The organism is Pseudomonas sp. NPDC090208 (genome assembly GCF_044746785.1).
Taxonomy (GTDB): domain Bacteria; phylum Pseudomonadota; class Gammaproteobacteria; order Pseudomonadales; family Pseudomonadaceae; genus Aquipseudomonas.
Genome location: NZ_JBIVCU010000011.1, coordinates 128529 through 152634, shown reverse-complemented (window position 1 = coordinate 152634; position 24106 = coordinate 128529). Strand labels below are relative to the sequence as shown.

Here is a 24106-nt window from a genome sequence, read left to right as displayed (position 1 = left end):
AGCAGAGCTCCCTCCCACAAGTGCGATGTTTGCCGCAGTGCTGCGCTGTCACATTCCCCCAACAATCGATTGTTAGGTTCCTCTCTTTGCCATTCGTCTGAGGGATCACCATGACTGACTTCGACCTGACCCGCCGTCGCATCATCCAGGCCGCCGGTGCCGGCATGCTGTTGCCGGGGCTGGCGCCGGCAGTGATGGCTTCGGTGCAGGACCGACCAAAGATGACCGACGGCGTGCAATCCGGCGACCTGCTCGGCGACCGTGCTGTGGTCTGGAGCCGTGCCGACCGCCCGGCGCGGATGGTGGTCGAGTGGGACACCCGCAGCATGTTCAGCAACCCGCGCCGCGTGGTGTCGTTGCTGGCCGATCAGCGCACCGATTTCACCGCCCGTGTCGAACTGACCGACCTGCCTGCCGATCAGGCGATCTTCTATCGGGTGTTCTTTGAAGACGCCAGTACCGGAGTGGCTGGCGAGCCGTGGTTCGGCCATCTGCGCAGCGTGCCGCAGACCCGTCGTGACATCCGTTTTGTCTGGAGCGGCGATACCGTCGGCCAGGGTTTCGGCATCAACCCGGAGATCGGCGGCATGCGCATCTATGAAGCCATGCGCCTGCGCCTGCCAGACTTTTTTATCCACAGTGGCGACACCATTTACGCCGACGGCCCGGTGCCGGCCGAAGTGGTCACCGAGAGCGGGCGCATCTGGCGCAACATCACCACCGAAGCCAAGAGCAAGGTCGCCGAAACCCTCGACGAATACCGCGGCGCGTACCGCTACAACCTGATGGACGAAAACCTGCGCCGCTTCAATGCCGAGGTGCCGCAGATCTGGCAGTGGGACGATCACGAGGTGACCAACAACTGGTCGCCGAGCAAACAACTGGACGACCGCTACAAGGTCAAGGACATCCAGCTGCTGGCCTCCCGTGGCCGTCAGGCGTTTCTCGAATACGCGCCGATGCGCCTGCAGAGCGCCGACAACGGCGGACGGGTATACCGCAAGCTGGCGTACGGGCCGATGCTGGATATTTTCGTGCTCGACATGCGCAGCTATCGCGACGGTAACGACGCCAACCTCGCCGACCAGCCGGGGCCGACCACGGCGTTTCTCGGTCGTCAGCAGTTGGACTGGCTCAAGCGCGAGTTGCAGGCGTCGAAGGCGCAATGGAAGGTCATTGCCGCTGATATGCCAATCAGCCTCGGCGTGCCGGACGGTGAGATCAGTCCCGGCGTGATGCGCTGGGAAGCCATCGCCAACACAGACGACGGCGCACCCAAGGGACGAGAGCTGGAAGTCGCCGAACTGCTGGGCTTCCTGCGTCAGCAAAAGATTCGCGACACGGTGTGGCTGACGGCGGATGTGCATTACTGCGCGGCCCACCACTACCATCCCGATCAGGCGGTGTTTCAGGATTTCGATCCGTTCTGGGAGTTCGTCGCCGGCCCGCTCAACGCCGGCAGCTTCGGCCCCAACACCCTCGACAAGACCTTCGGCCCGGAACTGGTGTTCCAGAAAGCCCCGCCGGCACAAAACACTTCACCGTTTGCCGGGTTCCAGTTTTTCGGCGAAGTGAATATCGACGGCCAGAGCGGCGAAATGACCGTGACCCTGCGCGATCTGGACGGGGTATCGGTGTTCGAGAAGAAGCTGGCGCCAACGGTTTGAGTGTATGACCTCCCCACAGGCATGGCTTGTTGCGCGATTCTTGTAGGAGCTGGCTTGCCCTGCGACCTGGCGCGAAGCGGCAGTAAATCCGGTGAATGCTGTGTGTCAGACACGCATAGTCGTCAGGTTTTGCGACTGCTTCGCAGCCGGTCGCAGGACAAGCCAGCTCCTACAGATCGTAGTTGTACGATAACTATGCAATTCCCGGTAACACTTCGTCTTCCGCTGGCCTATCATTAGCCCCCTAACGACGGGACAGGGTTTGGCTTGCATGCTGGCAATTTTCTGGGAAACCCTGAACATCACCGCACCGGTATTCGCCATGTTGTTTCTCGGCGTGGTGCTCAAGCGCGTTGGCTGGATCAACGACAGCTTCATCCACACGGCATCGTCGCTGGTGTTCAACTGCACCATGCCGGCGCTGCTGTTTCTCGGCATCATCCACGCCGATCTGCATGCGGCCTTGCAGCCGGGGGTGCTGATCTATTTCATCGTCGCGACCCTGGTGGGGTTCGCGCTGGTCTGGGGCTGGGCGATTTTCCGCGTGCCGTTTGTCGAGCGTGGCATCTACGTGCAGGGCGCGTTTCGCGGCAACAACGGCGTGATCGGTCTGGCGCTGGCGGCGAGCATGTACGGCGATTACGGCATCTCCCTCGGCGCGATCCTCGCTGCGCTGGTGATCCTGTTCTACAACACGCTCTCCACCGTGGTGCTAGCGGTGTACAGCCCGGTGATCAAGTCCGACCCGTGGAGCATCTGCAAGAGCGTGGTGGCCAACCCGCTGATCATCAGCATCGTCGCCGCCACGCCGTTCGCCTATTGGCAGATCCCGCTGCCGAAATGGCTCGACACCTCCGGCAGCTACCTGGCGCAGATGACCCTGCCACTGGCGCTGATGTGCATCGGCGGCACGCTGTCGTTGCGCTCATTGCGCGAGAGCGGGGCGCTGGCAGTCAGCGCGAGCATGATGAAGATGGTCTGGCTGCCGCTGGTCTGCACCATCGGCGCCTGGCTGCTGGGTTTCCGCCATGCCGAACTGGGCATCCTGTTCCTCTACTTCGGCGCACCGACCGCCTCGGCCAGCTTCGTCATGGCCCGTGCGGCGGAAGGCAACCACGAACTGGCGGCATCGATCATCGTCATGACCACGCTGGCGGCGGCGGTGACCACCAATATCGGGATTTTCATTCTGCAGTGGGGTGGGTGGATCTAGCGCGCTCTGCATTGTAGGAGTGAGCTTGTTCGCGATGACGGTGCGTCAGTCACCCGGTTTTCACAGACATACCGCTATCGCGAGCAAGCTCACTCCTACAATGGCCATGGATTCAAGGCGGCATCAATGCTGCCGCCGCCACGCCCTGATCGTGCTGAACAGAATCCCCACCGCCAGCACCGGCAAGGCGTAATGAATCATCAGTCGTTCCAGACGTTCAGCCAGCGGCATGCCGGTGGTGAACGAGACGATGTGCAGCCCGTACACCGCATACAACGCCAGCAGCCCCAGCCCCTCCAGGCGGGTGATGCGGTAGCCGGAGTAAAACAGCGGCAGGCACAGCAGGGCGACGCCGAGCATCACCGGCAAGTCGAAATCCAGTGCGTTGGGCGAGATCGACAGCGGGCCTGACGCGATCAGCGCGGTCACACCGAGCACACCCAGCAGGTTGAACAGGTTGCTGCCGATCACGTTGCCCACCGCGATATCGCGTTCGCCACGCAACGCGGCAATCAGCGACGTCATCAACGCCGGCAGCGAGGTGGCGATGGCGATCACGGTCAGGCCGATGACCCGCTCCGACAAGCCCAGGTCCTGGGCGACGATCACCGCTGCACCCACCAGCAGATGGCTGCCGACAATCAGCAGTGCCAGCCCGCCGATCATCATCCCTAGCCGGCCAAGCAACGGCCAGAAGCGTCGGCGCGGTTGTTCGTCAGTCTGTGGCGTGTGGCGCATGCCGTGGCCGAACTGGCGCAGTACCACGAACAGGTAACCACCCAGGCCGAGCAACAGCAGAACGCCGTCGACCGTGCTCAGTTCGGCGTTCCACGCCAGACCCGCGACCAGCGCGGTGGCGCCGATCATCAGCGGCAGATCGACGCGCACCAGTTGCCGCGCCACGCGCAGGGGAATGACCAGCGCCGAGAGGCCGAGGATCACCAGAATGTTGAAGATGTTGCTGCCGATCACGCTGCCCACGGCGATGTCGGTGCTGTCGGTCAGCGCCGCCTGCAGGCCGACGGCCATCTGCGGTGCGCTGCTGCCCAGGGCGACCACGGTCAGGCCGAGGTACAGCGGGCGCACTTTCAGCAGGGCGGCCAGCGCCACGGCGGCACGTACCGACAGCTCGGCACCGATGATCATCAGCAGCAGGCCACCGATCAGCTCGATCAGCGTGGGCAGTGGCAGATTGGATAAGGCGAGAATTCAGGGCACCTTCAAATCGGTCAGGGTCAGTCGTCGAGAGCTTGCACCCGCACTTGGGCGGTTCCGCTGCGCAGCATACCCAATTGTTCGGCGGCTGCACGGGATACATCGATGATCCGGCCACGGGTGTGCGGGCCACGATCGTTGATACGGACGATGACTTTGCGGTCGTTGTCGAGGTTGGTCACCTGCACCCGGGTGCCGAAAGGCAGTTGCCGGTGCGCGGCGGTCAGCGAATTCTGGTTGAAGCGTTCACCGCTGGCGGTCCGTTTACCCTGATGCTTCGCACCGTAATAAGAGGCACCACCGGTGGCGTTGTAACCGTGTGGATCGATCAGGCCGTCACTGGCACAACCGGCCAGTAAAGAGAGCAGGGCGCAAGCGCCGAAGAGCCGCCACATGGGATGCAGTCCTTTGAGAAGGTTGAACCCGGCAAATTCCGCGTTGCCTGGGATAATCGCGAGCAAGCTCACTCCTACAAAAAATACGGCTCTTTGTAGGAGTGAGCTTGCTCGCGATTTGGCCAGTGCAGATCAGTGAAAGTTCCTGATCAGCAGAGCCCCGTCAGCGTTTAGCCTTCCAGCTTGCGCTTGAGCAGCTCGTTGACCTGGCCCGGGTTGGCCTTGCCTTTCGACGCTTTCATCGCCTGGCCGACGAAGAAGCCGAACATCTTGCCGCGTTTGGCCTCGTCGGCGGCGCGGTATTGTTCGACCTGCTCGGCGTTGGCGGCCAGCATCTCGTCGAGAATCGACTCGATGGCGCCGCTGTCGGTGACTTGTTTCAGGCCGCGCTTCTCGATGATCTCGTCGGCGCTGCCTTCACCGTTGGCCATGGCTTCGAAGACCATCTTGGCGATCTTGCCGGAGATGGTGTTGTCGGTGATGCGCTTGAGCATGCCGCCCAGTTGCTCGGCGTTGACCGGCGACTCGTCGATTTCCACGCCCTGCTTGTTCAGCAGCGAACCCAGCTCGACCATGACCCAGTTGGCCGCCAGCTTGGCGTCACCGGCGATGCCGACCACTTGCTCGAAGTAGTCCGCCTGCTCGCGGCTGGAAGCCAGCACGCTGGCGTCGTACAGCGACAGGCCGAACTGCGACTGGAAGCGCTCGCGTTTTTGCGGCGGCAGTTCCGGCAGGGTGGCGCGGGTCTGTTCGAGGAACGAATCCTCGATGATCACCGGCAGCAGGTCAGGGTCGGGGAAGTAACGGTAGTCGTTGGCTTCTTCCTTGCTGCGCATGGCGCGGGTTTCGTTGGTGTTCGGGTCGTACAGGCGAGTCTGCTGGATGACCTTGCCGCCGTCTTCGATCAGGTCGATCTGGCGCTGGATCTCGCTGTTGATCGCCTTTTCGATGAAACGGAACGAGTTGACGTTCTTGATCTCGCAGCGGGTGCCGAACTCGACCTGGCCTTTCGGCCGGACCGACACGTTGCAGTCGCAACGCAGCGAACCTTCGGCCATGTTGCCGTCGCAGATACCTAGGTAGCGCACCAGCGCGTGCATGGCTTTGACGTAGGCCACGGCTTCCTTGGCCGAACGCATGTCCGGCTCGGAGACGATTTCCAGCAGCGGGGTGCCGGCACGGTTCAGGTCGATGCCGGTCATGCCGCTGAAGTCTTCGTGCAGGCTCTTGCCGGCGTCTTCTTCCAGGTGCGCACGGGTCACGCCGATGCGCTTGATGGTGCCGTCTTCCAGGGTGATGTCCAGGTGGCCCTTGCCGACGATCGGCAGTTCCATCTGGCTGATCTGATAACCCTTCGGCAGATCCGGATAGAAGTAGTTCTTGCGGGCGAACACGTTGTGCTGACCGATCTCGGCGTCGATGGCCAGGCCGAACTTGACCGCCATCTGCACCGCTTCCTTGTTCAGTACCGGCAGGGTGCCGGGCATGCCCAGGTCAACCAGGCTGGCCTGGGTGTTGGGCTCGGAACCGAAGGTGGTCGCGCTGCCGGAGAAAATCTTCGACTGGGTGGTGAGCTGGGTGTGAATCTCCAGCCCGATGACAACTTCCCATTGCATGTGTTTTCTCCTTAGAAGCCCGCTGGCGCACGAGTGTGCCAGTCAGTGACTTGCTGATACTGATGGGCAACGTTGAGCAGGCGACCTTCCTGGAAGTACGGCGCCAGCAACTGCACGCCGACCGGCAGGCCGTCGGCGAAACCGGCCGGCATCGACAGGCCCGGCAGGCCCGCGAGGTTGGCGGTGATGGTGTAGAAGTCTTCCAGGTATTCGGCGATCGGGTCGGCGTTCTTGGCGCCGATCTTCCAGGCCGGGTTCGGCGTGGTCGGGCCGAGGATCACGTCGACTTCGTTGAACGCGTTCATGAAGTCGTTCTTGATCAGGCGGCGGATCTTCTGCGCCTGCAGGTAGTAGGCGTCGTAGTAACCGGCGGACAGCGCGTAGGCGCCGACCATGATCCGGCGCTGCACTTCAGGGCCGAAGCCTTCGCCACGGGAGCGCTTGTACAGGTCGGTCAGGTCTTTCGGGTCTTCACAGCGATAGCCGAAGCGCACGCCGTCGAAACGCGACAGGTTGGAAGAAGCCTCTGCCGGTGCGATCACGTAGTAGGCAGGGATCGCGTGTTGCAGGTTCGGCAGGCTGACTTCCTTGACCACGGCGCCGAGCTTCTTCAGCTCTTCGACGCTGGCCATGACCAGATCGGCGATGCGTGAATCGAGACCGGCGCTGAAGTATTCCTTCGGCACACCGATGCGCAGGCCCTGCAGCGAACCGTTCAGGCTGGCGCTGTAGTCCGGCACCGGCTCGTCGATGCTGGTGGAGTCGTTCGGGTCGAAGCCGGCCATGCCTTGCAGCAGCAGCGCACAGTCTTCGGCGGTGCGAGCCATCGGGCCTGCCTGATCGAGGCTCGACGCGTAGGCAATCATGCCCCAGCGCGACACACGACCGTAGGTCGGTTTCAGGCCGGTCAGGTTGGTCAGTGCAGCCGGCTGGCGGATCGAACCGCCGGTGTCGGTGCCGGTCGCGGCGGGCAGCAGACGGGCGGCAACTGCGGCCGCCGAGCCGCCGGACGAACCGCCCGGTACGTGTTCAAGGTTCCACGGGTTTTTCACCGCGCCGTAATGGCTGGATTCGTTGGCCGAACCCATGGCGAATTCGTCCATGTTGGTCTTGCCAAGTGTCACGGTGCCAGCAGCCGCCAGTCGGGAAACCACGGTGGCGTCATACGGTGCCTTGAAGTTGTCGAGCATCTTCGAGGCGCAGCTGGTGCGGATGCCCTGGGTGCAGAACAGGTCCTTGTGCGCCAGCGGGGCGCCGAGCAGGGCACCGTTCTCGCCGGCGGCACGGCGCGCGTCGGCGGCCTGGGCCTGACGAACGGCAAGTTCTTCGGTGACGGTGATGAAGCTGTTGAGCTGCGGGTCGACGGCGGCGATGCGCGCCAACAGGTTGCGGGTCAGCTCTTCGGCGGAAAATTTCTTGTCGGCGAGTCCGCGAGCGATCTCGGCCAGAGTCATTTCATGCATTGCAGGCTCATTCCCTTAGTCGATGACTTTCGGAACCAGATAAAGGCCGTCTTCGACCGCTGGTGCGATGGCTTGATAGGAATCGCGGTGATTGCTTTCGCTGACCACGTCTTCACGCAGGCGTTGCGAGGCTTCCAGCGGGTGTGCCAGAGGCGCGATGCCGGTGGTGTCGACGGCCTGCATCTGGTCAACCAGCCCGAGGATGCTGTTCAGTGCTTCGGTAGTACGCGGAATATCGGCATCATTAAGTCCCAGACGGGCCAGATGAGCGATTTTTTCCACGTCGCAGCGATCAAGCGCCATGGGATTCTCCAGTGAAATGCGCAGGCAATGTGCCGTACGTCAGATTGCGGAACACAAAGACCTTTCGACGGTCAAAGGGCCGCGAACGTCGAGGGTCGTGCTCGGAAAAACAGCCAATTTAACATATTGGCTCCTTGCCCAAAATCCCTGTCGTTGTTAGAGTTTGCCGCACTTTTTTACCCACGCGTTCCCTAGGGTCCCTTTCCCATGTTCAAGAAACTGCGTGGCATGTTTTCCAGCGATCTTTCCATCGACCTGGGCACTGCCAACACCCTTATTTACGTGCGTGAGCGCGGTATTGTCCTGAACGAGCCATCGGTTGTGGCCATTCGGACCCACGGAAATCAGAAGAGCGTTGTTGCTGTCGGGATGGAAGCCAAGCGCATGCTGGGCCGTACCCCGGGCAACATCGCTGCCATTCGTCCGATGAAAGACGGCGTCATCGCCGATTTCAGCGTGTGCGAAAAGATGCTCCAGTACTTCATCAACAAGGTTCACGAAAACAGCTTCCTGCAGCCAAGCCCGCGTGTACTGATTTGCGTCCCGTGCAAATCCACCCAGGTCGAGCGCCGTGCCATTCGTGAATCCGCGCTGGGCGCTGGTGCCCGCGAAGTGTTCCTGATCGAAGAGCCGATGGCCGCTGCCATCGGTGCCGGCCTGCCGGTCGAAGAAGCCCGTGGTTCGATGGTCGTCGACATCGGTGGTGGTACCACTGAAATCGCACTGATCTCCCTGAACGGCGTGGTTTATGCCGAATCCGTACGCGTCGGCGGCGACCGTTTCGACGAAGCGATCATCACCTACGTGCGTCGCAACTACGGCAGCCTGATCGGTGAATCCACCGCCGAGCGCATCAAGCAGGAAATCGGTACCGCCTATCCGGGCGGCGAAGTGCGCGAAGTCGACGTCCGTGGCCGCAACCTGGCCGAAGGCGTACCGCGTGCCTTCACCCTGAATTCCAACGAAGTGCTCGAAGCGCTGCAGGAATCGCTGGCGACCATCGTCCAGGCGGTCAAGAGCGCGCTGGAACAGTCTCCACCGGAACTGGCTTCGGACATCGCCGAGCGCGGTCTGGTGCTGACCGGTGGTGGCGCACTGCTGCGTGACCTGGACAAACTGCTGGCTCAGGAAACCGGTCTGCCGGTGATCGTCGCCGAAGACCCGCTGACCTGCGTGGCTCGCGGTGGCGGCCGTGCCCTGGAAATGATGGACAAACACACCATGGACCTGCTCTCCAGCGAGTAATATCGCCGCAGATGCACCCATGATTGACCCGACAGGCAGCATCTCGCGGTGCTGCCTGTGCGCGTCATGACTGTCTGATACCGTTTGTCGGTGTCGCCAGGTATTTCCGTCAACCCGCACCAGGCCGGTTTCATGTCCCATGAATAAGCGCAGCCAAACTCAAGCATCCCTGGAAGGAGCAGCCTATTAAACCGCTGTTCTCAAAGGGCCCTTCGCTGGGCGTTCGCCTGTTGGTGCTGGTCGTGTTGTCCGTGGCCGTCATGGTCGTGGACGCGCGTTTTACCCTGCTCAAGCCTGTTCGCAGCCAGATGTCGCTGGTGTTGATGCAGTCCTACTGGATTGCCGACCTGCCCGAGCGCCTCTATCAAGGCGTCGCCAGCCAGTTTGGCAGCCGCACGGAACTGGCCGCCGAAAACGAAAAGCTCAAGACCGAAAACCTGCTGCTGCAAGGCCGCCTGCAAAAGCTGGCTGCCCTGACCGAGCAGAACGTGCGCCTGCGCGAGTTGCTCAACTCGTCGGCGCTGGTCAACGAGAAGGTCGAAGTCGCCGAGCTGATCGGCATGGACCCGAACCCGTTCACCCATCGCATCATCATCAACAAGGGTGAGCGCGACGGCGTGGTGCTGGGGCAACCGGTGCTCGATGCCCGTGGCCTGATGGGGCAGGTGGTCGAGCTGATGCCGTACACCTCCCGCGTGCTGCTGCTCACCGACACCACCCACAGCATTCCGGTGCAGGTCAACCGCAACGGCCTGCGCGCCATTGCCAGCGGTACTGGCAACCCGGAGCGCCTGGAATTGCGCCATGTCGCCGACACCGCCGACATCAAGGAAGGCGACCTGTTGGTCAGCTCCGGTCTGGGGCAGCGCTTCCCGGCGGGTTATCCGGTGGCGACGGTCAAGGAAGTCATTCACGACTCCGGCCAGCCGTTTGCAATTGTCCGTGCCGTGCCGACCGCCGCGCTGAACCGCAGCCGTTATCTGCTGCTGGTGTTCTCGGATGGCCGTTCGCCTGAAGAGCGCGCTGCCGATGCCGCGCAACAGCAGGAGTCGCTGGACCGGCAGGCGGCTGATCCTTCCGCGGTTCCGTCGGCGACCGTGCCGGGTGTGGCGCCGAGTGCGACGCCGAACAAACCTGCTGTGGTGCCGGCCACGGTGCCCAAGCCTGCGCACGGTAACTCGTCGGCGCCTGCACCTGCTGCGCCCGCCGCCACAGCTCCAGCCACGCCTGCGACACCGGCCAAACCCGCCAGCAAGCCGCCCGCCAAGCCGCCGGTCAAACCGGCCACGCCGAAACCGGCTGCGCCTGCCGCAGCCCCTGCGGCGCCGAGCCAGAGGGAAGAATAATGGTACGTCACGCTCCCGCACGAAACGGCTGGGTGGTCTGGCTGACCTTCGCCATCGGCCTGCTGCTCAGCGTCTCGCCGCTGCCGCAGTTCATGGAAATCTTTCGCCCGTTGTGGCTCGCGCTGCTGCTGGCGTTCTGGGCGCTGGCATTGCCGCACAAGATCGGCATGGTCACCGCGTGGATGCTGGGCCTTGCCGAGGACGTGCTGTATGGCACGTTGCTGGGACAGAACGCCTTGATCCTGACCCTGATCACCTTCCTGGTGCTGTCGTTGCAACAGCGTCTGCGGATGTTCCCGATGTGGCAGCAGTGTCTGGTCATTCTGGTGATCTTCGGCCTCGCACAACTGGTCCAGCTGTGGCTCAGCGCCCTGACCGGCAACCGCCAGCCGACGCTTGCGCTGGTTCTGCCGGCACTGGTCAGCGCGTTGCTCTGGCCGTGGGTCAGCTATGGCCTGCGTGGCTTGCGTTTGCGTTTGAAGATCAACTGAACGGTTTTTCCGGTGCTCTTGATTCTGGCCGAAGGCCGTAGGAGCAGGCTTGCCCGCGATCTGGCGCGCAGCGGCAGTAAAACCACACAGCGTTGCCATGCCAGATACACCGCGCTCGCCGGGTTTACTGCCGGTTCCCGACAGATCGCGGGCAAGCCCACTCCTACGCCCTTCGGGCAGAAGCGACATCGGCGGTGGTTAGATAAGCGTTACCCGTCCTCACGCAACGCCTAAGCTTGTGATCACTGACACGGAGACGTCCCATGCCCCAACTCTTCCTCGCCTCCGGCTCTCCGCGCCGACGTGAACTGCTTGCGCAGATCGGCGTGCCGTTCACCGCACTCAGCGCCGAGATCGACGAAACCCCGTTGAACGATGAAACGCCAGCGGCCTACGTCGAGCGTCTGGCTCGGGGCAAGGCCGATGCCGGCTTGCTGCAACTCGCCAACGCCCCTGCTTACCCGACCGCCTGTGTGCTCGGTGCCGACACCGCCGTGGTGCTGGACGGGCGCATTCTTGGCAAGCCACTGGATGAAGCTGAGGCACTCGTCACCCTGGCGGCGTTGTCCGGGCGCGAACATGAAGTGCTCACCGCCGTTGCCGTGGTCGATGAACAGCATTGCGAAACCCGGGTGGTCAGCAGCCGCGTACGTTTTCGCACGATTTCCACTGACGAAGCACGCGCCTACTGGGCCAGTGGCGAGCCCCGCGACAAGGCTGGCAGCTACGGCATTCAGGGGCTGGGCGCGGTGTTTGTCGAACACCTCAGTGGCAGCTATTCCGCGGTAGTCGGCCTGCCATTGTGCGAAACCGCAGAAATCCTTCGGCGTTTCGGCATACCCTGTTGGCAATGCCTGGAAGGTGAAAAGCCATGAGTGAAGAGATTCTGATCAACATCACGCCGATGGAGTCGCGCGTGGCCGTTGTCGAAAACGGTGTGTTGCAAGAGGTTCATGTCGAGCGGACCCAGCGTCGCGGGATCGTCGGCAACATTTACAAAGGCAAGGTCGTGCGCGTGCTGCCCGGCATGCAGGCGGCCTTTATCGACATCGGCCTGGATCGTGCGGCGTTCATCCACGCCTCGGAAATTTCCATGCGCGAAGGACCGGCGGTGGAAACCATCAGCTCGCTGGTCCACGAAGGCCAGAGCCTGGTGGTGCAGGTCACCAAGGACCCGATCGGCAGCAAGGGCGCGCGCCTGACCACCCAGCTGTCGATTCCCTCGCGCTATCTGGTGTACATGCCGCGCACGGCTCATGTCGGCATTTCCCTGAAGATCGAAGACGAAGCCGAACGTGAGCGCCTGAAACAGGTGGTCAGCGACTGCGTGGCCAAGGAAGGGATCAAGGAGAAGGGCGGTTTCATCCTGCGCACCGCCGCCGAAGGTGCCGGTGCCGATGAAATCATGATGGACATCCGCTACCTGCGCCGCTTGTGGGACCAGATCGGCGAGCAGATCAAGACGATCAGCCCGGCCAGCGTGATTTACGAAGACCTCGGCCTGGCCCTGCGCACCCTGCGCGATCTGGTCAGCCCGCGCATCGAGAAGATCCGCATCGACTCGCGTGAGACGTTCCAGAAAACCACGCAGTTCGTCGACGAACTGATGCCGGAAATCGCCGACCGCCTCGAACACTACCCCGGCGAACGACCGATTTTTGATCTGTATGGCGTCGAAGACGAAATCCAGCGCGCGCTGGAGCGCAAGGTTCCGCTGAAATCCGGTGGCTATCTGGTGATCGATCCCGCCGAAGCGATGACCACCATCGACGTCAACACCGGTGCGTTCGTGGGCCATCGCAATCTTGAGGAAACCATCTTCAAGACCAACCTGGAAGCCGCCACCGCCATTGCCCGCCAGCTGCGTCTGCGCAACCTGGGCGGAATCATCATCATCGATTTCATCGACATGGAAGATGGCGAGCATCAGCGTCAGGTCCTGCGCACCCTGGAGAAACAGCTGGAGCGCGATCACGCCAAGACCAATATCATCGGCATTACCGAACTGGGGCTGGTGCAGATGACCCGCAAGCGCACCCGCGAGAGTCTTGAGCAGGTGCTGTGCGAACCGTGCAACAGCTGCCAGGGGCGTGGCAAGCTGAAGACCCCGGAAACCATCTGTTACGAGATTTTCCGCGAGATTCTGCGTGAGGCACGGGCCTATCAGGCACTGGGTTATCGGGTGCTAGCCAACCAGAAAGTGGTGGATCGTCTGCTCGACGAGGAGTCGGGTAACGTGGCGGAACTGGAGGTGTTTATCGGCAGGACCATTCGTTTTCAGGTCGAAACCATGTATTCCCAGGAACAATATGACGTTGTGCTGCTCTGAGTGTGCTTGAAAACGCCGTACACAGCCGTTGTACGGCCGTTGAACCTGGTTAAGCGGGCAGGAAGCCCTTCAAAGAGAACGATGTGTGGCAAATGAGCAAACTCCGGACGTACCGGGGACCGCAAGACTGATCCGGATGCCATTTGCAGGCATGTTTTACGGAGGTTCGGCGACATGGAGCGTCTGACGCGATTTTTCGCGGCTCTGACTCGTTGGGGCCTGAGTCTGTGCGCCTTGCTGTTGGTACTGACGGCGTTGTACGTCAGTGTCGGTCGGCAACTGGTGCCGATGGTCGCCGAATACCGTGTCGATGTGGAGAGCAAGGCTCAGGCCGCCGTCGGCATGCCGGTCAGTATCGGTCGGCTGGAGGGGAGCTGGAGCGGCTTTTCGCCGATTTTCGTCGCCCATGACGTGATGGTCGGCCACGGCGGCAGCGCCGTGCGTCTGGACAACGTGCGGGCGATGCCCGATCTGTGGGCCAGCCTCAAGGCCCGGCAGGTGCGTATTTCCCGCCTCGAACTCGATGGCCTGCAACTGGGGCTGAAGGAAGACCAGGACGGCCACTGGGCGTTGCAGGGCCTGCCGGTACAGGACGACAAGCCGTTCGACCCCGAACAGGCGCTCAAGCAGATGCAGATGATCAGCCAGCTGTCGTTGTTCGACAGCCAGATCACCCTGCAGCCTTACAACCAGGCGCCGTTGACCCTGACCTATGTCAGCCTGACCCTCAAGACCGGCAGTCTGCATCAGCGACTCGATGCCCGCCTGACCCTGCCCGACGGCCAGCCGATGTCGTTCAACCTGCGCTCGAAAGTGCGTGCCAGCGACTGGCGCAATGGCGAAGCCGAGGCCTATGTCAGCGTGCCGCAGAGCGACTGGGCGAAATGGTTGCCGAAGAGCCTGACCCGTGACTGGAAGATCAAGAACTTCAAGGCTGGCGGCGAGTTCTGGCTGAACTGGGGCAAGGGCAATCTGCAAAGCGCGGTGGCGCGCCTCAACGCGCCGCAGTTCAAGGGCGCTTATGCCGATCGCAAGGCGTCGAAGCTCGACAACATTGCCGTGAATGCCTGGTTTCAGCGTGACGATCAGGGTTTTACCCTCGATCTCGACTCGCTGGCCATGGACATCGCCAGCAAGCGCTGGGAAAGCCGAATTCAGCTCAAACAGACTGCGGCGAACGCCGACAATCAGGAACTGTGGCACGTCCAGGCCGACCGCCTGGACCTGACCCCGGTCACACCGTTGCTCGATTCGCTGGCTCCGCTGCCGGACAAGCTGATGGTGGTGCTCGACCACCTCAAGGTCACCGGTGGCCTGCGTAACGTACTGCTCGACTACCGTCCGCAAGCCGAAGGCGCCAAACGCCTGAGCTTTGCCGCGAACCTGGACAAGGTCGGCTTCGACGCCTATCACGGTGCGCCGGCGGCAGGTAACGTCAGCGGCGCCATCAGCGGTGACCTGGGCGGCGGCGAACTGCGCTTGAACACCGACAATTTCATGCTGCATCTGGACCCGATCTTCGCCAACGCCTGGAATTACCGTCACGCCGATGCGCGGCTGACTTGGGCGCTGGATGACAAGGGCTTCACGTTGATCGCGCCGTACATCAAGGTGCTCGGCGACGAGGGCAAGATCGCCAGCGACTTCCTGATCCGTCTGCATTTCGATCACGATCAGGAAGACTACATGGACCTGCGCGTCGGTCTGGTCGATGCCGATGGCCGCTACACCGGCAAGTACCTGCCGAAGGTGCTCAGCCCGGCCCTCGACAACTGGCTGCGTACGGCAATCCTCAGCGGTACGGTGGACGAAAGCTTCTTCCAGTATCAGGGCTCGATCAACCACGATGCGCCGGACGTGGCGCGGGTGATCAGCCTGTTTTTCAAGGTGCGTGACGCCAATCTGGCGTTCCAGCCGGGCTGGCCGCAGTTGACCGGTGTCGATGGCGACGTGTTCGTGGAGAACACTGGCGTCCGCATCCGGGCCAACAAGGGGCTGTTGCTCGGCACGCAGGTCAGCGATGTCTCGGTGGATGTGCCCCACGTACCGTCGGGACAACCCAGCCACCTGCTGGTGGACGGCGATTTCGACGGCAGTCTGCAGGACGGCATGAAGATCCTTCAGGAAGCGCCGATCGGCACCGGTCCGACCTTCGCCAACTGGCAGGCCGAAGGCCCGCTGCAAGGCCATATCAATCTGGACATCCCGCTGGTCAAGGGCCAGGACCCGAAAGTCGCGGTGGACTTCAACACCGATGGCGCGAAGCTGAAACTGCCCGATCCTGCCCTCGAATTGAGCCAGCTCAAGGGTAATTTCCGCTTCGATTTCAACAAGGGCCTGAGCGGCAAGAACATCCGGGCCATGGCCTTCGACAAGCCGGTCAACGCGGAAATCTTCGCCGAGGGCAAGCCCGGCGCGCTCGTCACGCGCATCACCGCCAGCAGCCAGATCGCCAGCAAGCGCCTGACCGACTGGCTGGGCGTGACCCAACCGTTGCCGGTGTCCGGCGAGTTGCCGTATCAGCTGCAAGTCACCCTCAATGGCGCCGACAGTCAGTTGCAGATCCATTCAAACCTCAAGGGCCTGGCGATCGACCTGCCGGCGCCGTTCGGCAAGACCGCCGACGACACCCGCGACAGCGATCTGCGCATGAATCTGCAAGGGCCGGAGCGCCGGATCACCGTGGGTTACAGCAACCTGGCCAACTTCGCCCTGGCTGCACCGGCAGGCAAGCTGGCGGACGGTCGTGGCGAGTTGTTCCTCGGCCAGGGTGGCGCCATCGTGCCGGACGCCAAGGGCGTGCGGGTGCGCGGTTCGCTGCCGGAACTGGACATCGCACCGTGGCAGGCCATGGTCGAACGCTACGCCGGCAATGATCCGGGCGGCAGTGCCAAGCAACTGCTCAGCGGCGTCAACCTGCAAGTCGGCAAGCTGACCGCCATGGGCACGACGCTGGAGCAGGCTGACGTTCAGCTCAAGCGCGGCGACAGCGGCTGGGCGCTGGCGTTGGACAGCTCGCGGATCAAGGGCACGGCCACGTTGCCGGACAACAAGGCCACGCCAGCGGACATCGATCTGTTGTACGTGAAACTGCCAGCGCCGGACCCGAACGCCGCCGTGGTGGAGAACGCCCCGGATCCGCTGGCCGATGTCGACCCGCACAAGATTCCGGCGATGAACATCAAGGTCACGCAACTGTTCCAGGGCGATCAACTGGTTGGTGCCTGGTCGCTGAAAGTGCGCCCGACGCCGAACGGTATCCAGCTGGCCGACCTCAATCTCGGCCTCAAGGGCATGCTGCTGGTGGGCGACGGCGGTTGGGAAGGCTCGCCGGGCAGCACCTCCAGCTGGTTCAAGGGCAAGGTCAACGGCAAGAACCTCGCCGACGTGTTACAGGCCTGGAGTTTCGCGCCGACGGTGACCAGTCAGGAATTCGAGATGAACGTCGACGGTCGTTGGCCGGGTTCACCGGCCTGGGTCGGGCTCAAGCGCTATTCCGGCAGCCTCGACGCCACGCTGAAGAACGGCCAGTTCGTCGAAGTCGAAGGCGGCGCCCAGGCGCTGCGGGTGTTCGGTTTGCTCAACTTCAACTCCATCGGTCGTCGTCTGCGCCTGGACTTCTCCGACCTGCTGGGCAAAGGCCTGGGTTACGACCGGGTCAAGGGCCTGCTGGTGGCCAGTGATGGCGTGTACGTGACCCGTGATCCGATCACCCTGATCGGTCCGTCGAGCAACCTGGAGCTCAACGGCACGCTGGACATGGTCCGTGACCGCGTCGACGCCAAGCTGCTGGTGACGCTGCCGGTGACCAACAACCTGCCGATTGCCGCGCTGATCGTCGGCGCACCGGCCATCGGCGGCGCGCTGTTCCTGGTCGACAAGCTGCTGGGCGATCGCGTCGCCCGCTTCGCCAGCGTCCAGTACAAGGTCGAAGGTCCGTGGAAAGAGCCTAAAATCACCTTCGACAAGCCGTTTGAAAAGCCGCAGTAGATTCCGGGCACAAACCCGCTTCTGCCGAAGGCGTAGGAGCGTGGCTTGCCCGCGATCTGCCGGGAACCGGCAGCAAACCCGGCGAGTCGGTTGTATCAGACATACCCCGCGAGCAGGGTTTACTGGCGCTTTGCGCCAGATCGCGGGCAAGCCACGCTCCTACGGCCTTCGGCCAGAAGCAGGTTTGCAGTGTCTTGGAGTAGAGTACAAGGCCTATCGATCAAGGAGTGGTTATGTCCTTCGCAGTGATTCAGATGGTCAGCCAGAGCGACATCGAAGCCAATCTGGCCCGTGCTCGCGCCTTGCTGGAGCAGGCTGCCGCCTCCGGGGCGAAGCTGGCCGTGCTGCCGGAAAACTTCACCGCCATGGGGCGTCGTGACGTTGCCGCCCTCGGTCGCGCCGAAGCTCTCGGCGAAGGACCGGTCCTGCCGTGGTTGAAACTCGCCGCCCGCGACCTCAAGTTATGGATCGTTGCCGGGACCATTCCCTTGCCGCCTCATGATCAGCCTGATGGCAAGGTCACCGCCTGCTCGCTGCTGGTCGACGAGCACGGCGAAACGGTGGCCCGTTACGACAAGCTGCACCTGTTCGATGTGGACGTGGCCGACGCGCGCGGGCGCTATCGTGAATCCGACGACTATGCTCACGGCAACCACGTGGTGGTGGCCGATACCCCGGTGGGGCGGCTCGGTCTGACGGTGTGTTACGACCTGCGCTTCCCCGAACTGTATACCGCGCTGCGAGAAGCAGGCGCCGAACTGATTACCGCGCCGTCGGCCTTTACCGCCGTCACCGGCGCGGCGCACTGGGACATCCTGCTGCGCGCCCGGGCCATCGAAACCCAGTGCTACGTGCTGGCGGCGGCGCAGGGCGGGACGCATCCAGGGCCCAGGGAAACATTTGGACACGCGGCGATCATAGATCCATGGGGCCGCGTGCTGGCTCAGCAGGCACAGGGTGAAGCCGTGCTGCTGGGCCAACGAGACAGTGACGAACAAGCGTCCATACGGGCGCGGATGCCGGTGTCGAACCATCGGCGATTTTTTTCGCAGGACGCCTTGCGGCCTGCCAACACCCCGGAGTGAATATGAGCGACTTGTCCTCAGTCAGCGAACACCTTCTGGCGCCAGGCGGCCTGAGCATCGACAGCCTGCAATCGGTGCTGGGCGAGCTTGCCGGTCCCGGGATCGACGCCGCCGACCTGTATTTCCAGGGCCAGATTTCCGAGTCCTGGTCGCTGGAAGACGGCATCGTCAAGGAAGGCAGCTTCAACCTCGATCAGGGTGTCGGCGTGCGTGCGCAATCGGGCGAAAAAACCGGTTTCGCCTACAGCAACGCGATTACCCCGGATGCCCTGAGCCAGGCGGCCCGCGCCGCTCGCTCGATCTCCCGCGCCGGGCAGAACGGCCGTGTGCAGGCGTTCACCACTCAGGACGTGGCTCAGCTCTACGCGCCGGATAACCCGCTGGAAGTCATGACTCGTGCCGAAAAGGTCGACCTGCTCAAGCGCGTCGATGCCGCAACCCGTGCGCTGGACCCGCGTATTCAGCAGGTCAGCGTGAGCATGGCCGGGGTCTGGGAGCGCATTCTGGTGGCGTCCACCGATGGCGGTCTGGCCGCCGATGTGCGTCCGCTGGTGCGCTTCAACGTCAGCGTGATCGTCGAACAGAACGGCCGTCGCGAGCGCGGCGGCCATGGCGGCGGCGGGCGTACGGACTACCGCTATTTCCTTCAGGAAGACCGCGCCATGGGTTATGCCCGTGAAGCGCTGCGTCAGGCGCTGGTGAATCTGGAAGCGATTCCGGCCCCGGCAGGCACCTTGCCGGTGGTGCTGGGGTCGGGCTGGTCCGGCGTATTGCTGCACGAAGCCGTGGGTCATGGCCTGGAAGGCGATTTCAACCGCAAGGGCAGTTCGGCCTACAGCGGTCGCATGGGTGAAATGGTTGCGTCGAGCCTGTGCACCATCGTCGATGATGGCACCCTGGCTGGTCGCCGTGGCTCGCTGAGCGTCGATGACGAAGGCACCCCGACCGAATGCACCACGCTGATCGAGAACGGCGTGCTCAAGGGCTACATGCAGGACAAGCTCAACGCTCGCCTGATGGGCGTGGCGCGCACCGGCAACGGCCGTCGCGAGTCCTACGCGCACCTGCCGATGCCGCGCATGACCAATACCTACATGCTCGGCGGTCAGAGCGATCCGGCGGAAATCATCGCCTCGGTGAAGAAGGGCATCTACTGCGCCAACCTCGGCGGCGGTCAGGTCGACATCACCAGCGGCAAGTTCGTGTTCTCCACCAGCGAGGCCTACCTGATCGAAGACGGCAAGATTACCGCGCCGGTCAAGGGCGCGACGCTGATCGGCAATGGTCCGGAGTGCATGAGCCGGGTATCGATGGTCGGCAACGACCTGTCGCTGGACAGCGGTGTGGGGACTTGCGGCAAGGATGGGCAGTCGGTACCGGTGGGTGTCGGCCAGCCAACCCTGAAGATCGACGCGATTACCGTGGGCGGAACCGGCGCCTGAGAGGGTAATAAACCTCTGTAGGAGTGAGCTTGCTCGCGATTGCGGTGTGTCATTTTCAAATCAGCGTCTGACACACAGCAATCGCGAGCAAGCTCACTCCTACAGCAGGCGTTTAGCGCAATCCGCGCTTGGTTTCGTCCAGTTCGCGGATGTATTTGAAGATTTTGCGGGCCGCAGTCGGTGCCTTGTTCTGCTTGGCTTCGTGCTGGGCCTGACGGATCAGCGAGCGCAGTTGCTGACGATCGGCATCGGGGTATTCGACCACGAACTGCTCAAGCGTCTCGTCGGTGCCGCCGGTCAGGCGGTCGCGCCAGCGTTCCAGATTGTGAAAACGCTCGTTGTATTGACGGGTGGAAGCGTCGAGTTGATCGAGCAGCACCAGGATTTCATCCAGGTTCTGGTCACGCATCAGCCGGCCAATGAAGGAAATGTGGCGTTTGCGCGCGATATGCGCGGTGTGCTTGGGCGCATCGGCCAGTGCCCGACGCAATTCGTCGGTCAACGGCAGCTTGGCCAGCACATCGGGTTTGAATGTCGTCAAGCGTTCACCCAGTTCTACCAGAGCATGCAGCTCTCGTTTGACCTGGGTTTTGCTTTTCTCTCCGTCGAAGGAGTCGTCGTAAGAATCAACCATGGGGGCCGTCCGCAAATAAACGCCGCCATGATAACCAGTCAGGGGCCGCTTGTCCGGCCCGTGTCGGCATTCGGTCCATCCCTTCAGGGGAAAACCGCTGCCGGAACCGGAATTTGATGGAGTACGTCATGAGTGAATCACAAAGCGTCGGCCCGCAGGCCCTGCCGGCCTTGCAGCAACAGGTCGAACAGATCGTCGCCGAAGCCAGGCGCCAGGGCGCGACCGCCTGCGAAGTGGCGGTGTCGCTGGAGCAGGGCCTGTCGACTTCGGTGCGCCAGCGCGAAGTCGAGACGGTGGAATTCAACCGTGATCAGGGTTTCGGCATCACCTTGTATGTCGGCCACCGCAAAGGCTCGGCCAGCACTTCGGCCAGCGGTCCGGATGCGATCCGTGAAACCGTCGCCGCCGCACTGGCCATTGCCAAACACACCTCTGAAGATGAAAGCTCGGGCCTGGCGGACGCCGCATTGATGGCCAGGGAACAACCGGATTTCGACCTGTTCCACCCGTGGGACATCACCCCGGAACAGGCTATCGAGCGCGCACTGATCTGCGAAGCGGCGGCGTTCGACGCCGACAGCCGGATCAAGAACGCCGACGGCACCACCCTGAACGTCCACCAGGGCTGCCGCGTCTATGGCAACAGCCACGGTTTCATCGGCGGTTACGCGTCGACCCGGCACAGCCTCAGCTGCGTGATGATCGCCGAGGGTGAGGGGCAGATGCAGCGCGATTACTGGTACGACGTCAATCGCCAGGGCGAGCTGCTGATGGACGCCAAACTGATCGGCCAGAAAGCCGCCCAGCGCGCGGCGAGCCGTCTCGGCGCACGGCCGGTACCGACCTGCGAAGTGCCGGTGCTGTTTTCGGCAGAGCTGGCCGGCGGTCTGTTCGGCAGCTTCCTGGGGGCGATTTCCGGCGGCAACCTGTACCGCAAGTCGTCGTTCCTCGAAGGCGCCATCGGCCAGCGGCTGTTCCCGGAGTGGATGACCATCGACGAGCGTCCGCATCTGATGCGCGCCATGGGCAGTTCGGCGTTCGACGGTGATGGTCTGGCCACCTACGCCAAACCGTTCGTCGAAAACGGCGATCTGGTGTCGTACATCCTCAGCACCTACTCGGGCCGCAAGCTGGGCCTGCCGAGCACCGCCAACGCCGGTGGCGTACACAACCTGTTCGTGTCCCACGGCACTGAAGATCAGGCGGCGCTGATCCGTCGTATGGGCCGTGGTCTGCTGGTCACCGAGCTGATGGGCAGCGGCCTGAACATGGTCACCGGCGATTATTCGCGCGGCGCGGCGGGTTTCTGGGTAGAGAACGGCGAGATCCAGTTCCCGGTTCAGGAAGTGACCATTGCCGGCAACATGCGCGACATGTTCAAGCAGATCGTCGCCGTTGGCAGCGATCTTGAGATGCGCAGCAACATCCGCACCGGTTCCGTGCTGATCGAACGGATGACCGTCGCGGGCAGCTGATTCCCCTCCGGCGTCATCCTCCCCAAAGGCCTGCCCACCTCTCGGTGCGCAGGCCTTTTTTATTTCGCGTAATCACCAACGCCGCCCTGTGCCTGACTGACCGCAAGCCCCCTGTAGGAGCGCGCTTGCCCGCGATGGCGTCAGTTCAGACACCACAGCGTCGACAGACACATCGCAATCGCGAGCAAGCTCACTCCTACAGAGTCATTGTCAGCCGCGAGGTGTGTGAATAGACGCTATCCGTGGGAGGGAGCTCTGCTCGCGATTGCGCCAGTTCAGAGACCCCAGCATTGACTGACACATCGCCATCGCGGGCAAGCGCGCTCCTACAGTCCTGTGCTCATAGCAAACGATATTAAATCTCATTACTGCTTGTGTTGAGATAAATACTCAATTAATAATAAATATCATTTGAATGATAGGTCCATGCCATGGCCGCTGTTCTGCATGAGTCGCCTCACCTGGAAAACTGGCGTGCGCTGAGCCTGCGAGTGCGTTGCGCCGTGGAGCCCGACGAGCCACGCGTCATCGAACATTACCTGGCCGAGGGCCGCTATCTGGCGCGCTTCACCGCAACGCCACAGGTGTTGATCGCCGAAAGCACCTTCCGCCTGCTGCTCGACACCGCCCGTGACATCGCCTTGCCCTGGCACTGGCGCTGCCTGTGTCTGGACCAGGCCTGGCGCCCGCTGCGCGACATGCAGGCGCTCGCCCATTCGACCCTCCAACGCCAACGCTGCCAGGCCTTCGCCCACCAGTTGGCGAGCTGTGTCCTGCAGCCTTCGATTTCTCTCGCTGAACTGATGCAAGGATCTTCCGATGAGCACTACCCGTATTGAACGCGACAGCATGGGCGAGTTGCAGGTCCCTTCCGAGGCCCTGTACGGCGCGCAGACCCAGCGTGCGGTGAACAACTTCCCGGTCAGCCAGTTGCGCATGCCGGCGCAGTTCGTCCGCGCGCTGTTGCTGGCCAAGGCGGCCGCCGCCCAGGCCAACGTCGAGCTCAAGCAGATTTCCGAAGGGCAGGGCAAGGCCATCGTCACCGCCTGCAAGGAACTGCTGGCGGGCGACTACATGGCGCATTTTCCGGTGGATGTGTTCCAGACCGGTTCCGGCACCAGCAGCAACATGAACGCCAACGAAGTGATCGCCACCCTGGCCAGTCGCGTGCTCGGCGAGCCGGTCAATCCCAACGACCACGTCAACTGCGGCCAGAGCAGCAACGACATCATCCCGACCACCATTCACGTCAGCGCTGCGCTGGTGTTGCATGAACAACTGCTGCCGGCACTGGCCCATCTGGTTCAGGTCATCGAGAAGAAGGCCGAGCAGGTGCACCCGTTCGTCAAGACCGGCCGTACCCACCTGATGGACGCCATGCCGGTGCGCATGAGCCAGGTACTCAATGGCTGGTCGCAACAGATCAAGGCCAACGTCGAGCACCTCGAAAATCTGCTGCCAAGCCTGCAGGCGCTGGCGCAAGGCGGCACGGCAGTCGGCACCGGCATCAACGCCCACCCGGAGTTCGCCTCGCGTTTCGCCACGCAACTGAGCCGTCTGAGCAACGTCGGCTTCGTGCCGGGCAAGGACCTGTTTGCCCTGATCGGCTCCCAGGACACCGCCGTCGCCGTGTCCGGCCAGCTCAAGGCCACGGCCGTGTCGCTGATGAAAATCGCCAACGACCTGCGCTGGATGAACTCCGGCCCGCTCGCAGGCCTCGGTGAAATCGAACTGGAAGGCCTGCAACCGGGCTCCTCGATCATGCCGGGCAAGGTCAACCCGGTGATCCCGGAAGCCACCGCCATGGTTGCCGCGCAGGTCATCGGCAACGACGCCGCGATCACCGTCGCCGGCCAGTCGGGCAACTTCGAGCTGAACGTGATGCTGCCGGTGATCGCCCACAACCTGCTGCAGAGCATCGAGTTGCTGGCGACCTCCAGCCGTCTGCTCGCCGACAAGGCCATCGCTACCTTCAAGGTCAACGAGCCGAAGCTCAAGGAAGCGCTGTCGCGCAACCCGATTCTGGTCACCGCTCTGAACCCGATCATCGGCTACCAGAAGGCCGCCGAAATCGCCAAGACCGCTTACCGCGAGGGGCGGCCGATCATCGATGTGGCGCTGGAGCACACCGATCTGGATCGCACGCAGCTGGAAACGCTGCTGAACCCGGAAAAACTCACGGCCGGCGGGATCTGAG

Annotated in this window: 19 protein-coding genes; 13 read left to right on the top strand and 6 right to left on the bottom strand. The window is 62.7% G+C overall.

The genetic code is table 11. The annotated features are described in order from the left end of the window. Positions 1 to 110: 110 nt before the first annotated feature. Entirely contained in the window at positions 111 to 1667 is a 1557-nt protein-coding gene (locus ACIPL0_RS19245; protein WP_400597907.1) for an alkaline phosphatase D family protein, read from the top strand. A 271-nt stretch (positions 1668 to 1938) separates the two neighbouring features. Continuing rightward, positions 1939 to 2880 carry an AEC family transporter gene (locus ACIPL0_RS19240; RefSeq protein WP_400597909.1) on the top strand — a complete coding sequence of 314 codons (942 nt, stop codon included), beginning with the start codon at positions 1939 to 1941 and terminating at the stop codon, positions 2878 to 2880. A 123-nt stretch (positions 2881 to 3003) separates the two neighbouring features. On the opposite strand, the gene ACIPL0_RS19235 is transcribed toward ACIPL0_RS19240, so the two are convergent. The 5 genes from ACIPL0_RS19235 to gatC all read right to left on the bottom strand — a co-directional run bounded on the left by ACIPL0_RS19235 (position 3004) and on the right by gatC (position 7872). Further along, positions 3004 to 4056, bottom strand: coding sequence for a calcium/sodium antiporter (locus tag ACIPL0_RS19235; protein WP_400598141.1), 1053 nt, complete (start codon positions 4054 to 4056; stop codon positions 3004 to 3006). A 59-nt stretch (positions 4057 to 4115) separates the two neighbouring features. Then, the gene (locus ACIPL0_RS19230) at positions 4116 to 4490 is read right to left on the bottom strand and encodes a septal ring lytic transglycosylase RlpA family protein (protein ID WP_400598142.1); all 375 of its coding nucleotides are present in this window, start codon (positions 4488 to 4490) and stop codon (positions 4116 to 4118) included. A 170-nt stretch (positions 4491 to 4660) separates the two neighbouring features. After that, the gene (gene gatB, locus ACIPL0_RS19225; RefSeq protein ID WP_400597911.1) at positions 4661 to 6106 is read right to left on the bottom strand and encodes an Asp-tRNA(Asn)/Glu-tRNA(Gln) amidotransferase subunit GatB; all 1446 of its coding nucleotides are present in this window, start codon (positions 6104 to 6106) and stop codon (positions 4661 to 4663) included. Between the two features lie 11 nt (positions 6107 to 6117). Continuing rightward, positions 6118 to 7569, bottom strand: a complete 1452-nt coding sequence (gene gatA, locus ACIPL0_RS19220; RefSeq protein ID WP_400597913.1) for an Asp-tRNA(Asn)/Glu-tRNA(Gln) amidotransferase subunit GatA — start codon at positions 7567 to 7569, stop codon at positions 6118 to 6120. Between the two features lie 15 nt (positions 7570 to 7584). Then, a complete protein-coding gene (gene gatC / locus ACIPL0_RS19215) occupies positions 7585 to 7872 on the bottom strand; it encodes an Asp-tRNA(Asn)/Glu-tRNA(Gln) amidotransferase subunit GatC (protein ID WP_400597915.1) in 288 nt (95 codons plus the stop codon). Between the two features lie 207 nt (positions 7873 to 8079). Here gatC and mreB point away from each other — a divergent pair, with 207 nt between their 5' ends. From mreB to tldD, 8 genes are all read left to right on the top strand, one after another. After that, positions 8080 to 9117 (top strand): rod shape-determining protein MreB, encoded by a 1038-nt coding sequence (gene mreB, locus ACIPL0_RS19210; protein WP_020292894.1) that lies wholly within the window; start codon positions 8080 to 8082, stop codon positions 9115 to 9117. A gap of 215 nt (positions 9118 to 9332) precedes the next feature. Then, positions 9333 to 10463 carry a rod shape-determining protein MreC gene (gene mreC, locus ACIPL0_RS19205; RefSeq protein ID WP_400598144.1) on the top strand — a complete coding sequence of 377 codons (1131 nt, stop codon included), beginning with the start codon at positions 9333 to 9335 and terminating at the stop codon, positions 10461 to 10463. Beyond that, on the top strand, positions 10463 to 10954 hold the full coding sequence (gene mreD, locus ACIPL0_RS19200) for a rod shape-determining protein MreD (protein WP_400597917.1): 492 nt from the start codon (positions 10463 to 10465) through the stop codon (positions 10952 to 10954). The genes mreC and mreD overlap by 1 nt, the downstream gene beginning before the upstream one ends. Positions 10955 to 11217: 263 nt before the next feature. Next, positions 11218 to 11829: a Maf family protein gene (locus tag ACIPL0_RS19195; protein WP_400597919.1), complete on the top strand. Its 612-nt coding sequence runs from the start codon at positions 11218 to 11220 to the stop codon at positions 11827 to 11829. Beyond that, complete coding sequence (rng, locus tag ACIPL0_RS19190) at positions 11826 to 13283, top strand: ribonuclease G (protein ID WP_400597921.1); 1458 nt, start codon at positions 11826 to 11828, stop codon at positions 13281 to 13283. Before ACIPL0_RS19195 ends, rng begins: the two co-directional genes overlap by 4 nt. 174 nt (positions 13284 to 13457) lie before the next feature. Continuing rightward, entirely contained in the window at positions 13458 to 17273 is a 3816-nt protein-coding gene (locus ACIPL0_RS19185; protein ID WP_400597923.1) for a YhdP family protein, read from the top strand. A gap of 233 nt (positions 17274 to 17506) precedes the next feature. Further along, the gene (locus ACIPL0_RS19180; RefSeq protein ID WP_400597924.1) at positions 17507 to 18358 is read left to right on the top strand and encodes a carbon-nitrogen hydrolase family protein; all 852 of its coding nucleotides are present in this window, start codon (positions 17507 to 17509) and stop codon (positions 18356 to 18358) included. 2 nt (positions 18359 to 18360) lie between these two features. Next, complete coding sequence (tldD, locus tag ACIPL0_RS19175; RefSeq protein WP_400597925.1) at positions 18361 to 19800, top strand: metalloprotease TldD; 1440 nt, start codon at positions 18361 to 18363, stop codon at positions 19798 to 19800. Positions 19801 to 19912: 112 nt separating this feature from the next. On the opposite strand, the gene yjgA is transcribed toward tldD, so the two are convergent. Then, complete coding sequence (gene yjgA / locus ACIPL0_RS19170) at positions 19913 to 20434, bottom strand: ribosome biogenesis factor YjgA (protein WP_400597927.1); 522 nt, start codon at positions 20432 to 20434, stop codon at positions 19913 to 19915. A 128-nt stretch (positions 20435 to 20562) separates the two neighbouring features. On the opposite strand from yjgA, the gene pmbA reads away from it, so the two are divergent. The 3 genes from pmbA to ACIPL0_RS19155 all read left to right on the top strand — a co-directional run bounded on the left by pmbA (position 20563) and on the right by ACIPL0_RS19155 (position 24105). Then, a complete protein-coding gene (gene pmbA, locus ACIPL0_RS19165; protein WP_400597928.1) occupies positions 20563 to 21909 on the top strand; it encodes a metalloprotease PmbA in 1347 nt (448 codons plus the stop codon). 431 nt (positions 21910 to 22340) lie between these two features. After that, complete coding sequence (locus ACIPL0_RS19160) at positions 22341 to 22748, top strand: FagA protein (protein WP_400597930.1); 408 nt, start codon at positions 22341 to 22343, stop codon at positions 22746 to 22748. After that, complete coding sequence (locus tag ACIPL0_RS19155; protein WP_400597932.1) at positions 22729 to 24105, top strand: class II fumarate hydratase; 1377 nt, start codon at positions 22729 to 22731, stop codon at positions 24103 to 24105. Before ACIPL0_RS19160 ends, ACIPL0_RS19155 begins: the two co-directional genes overlap by 20 nt. The last annotated feature ends 1 nt before the right edge of the window (position 24106 follow it).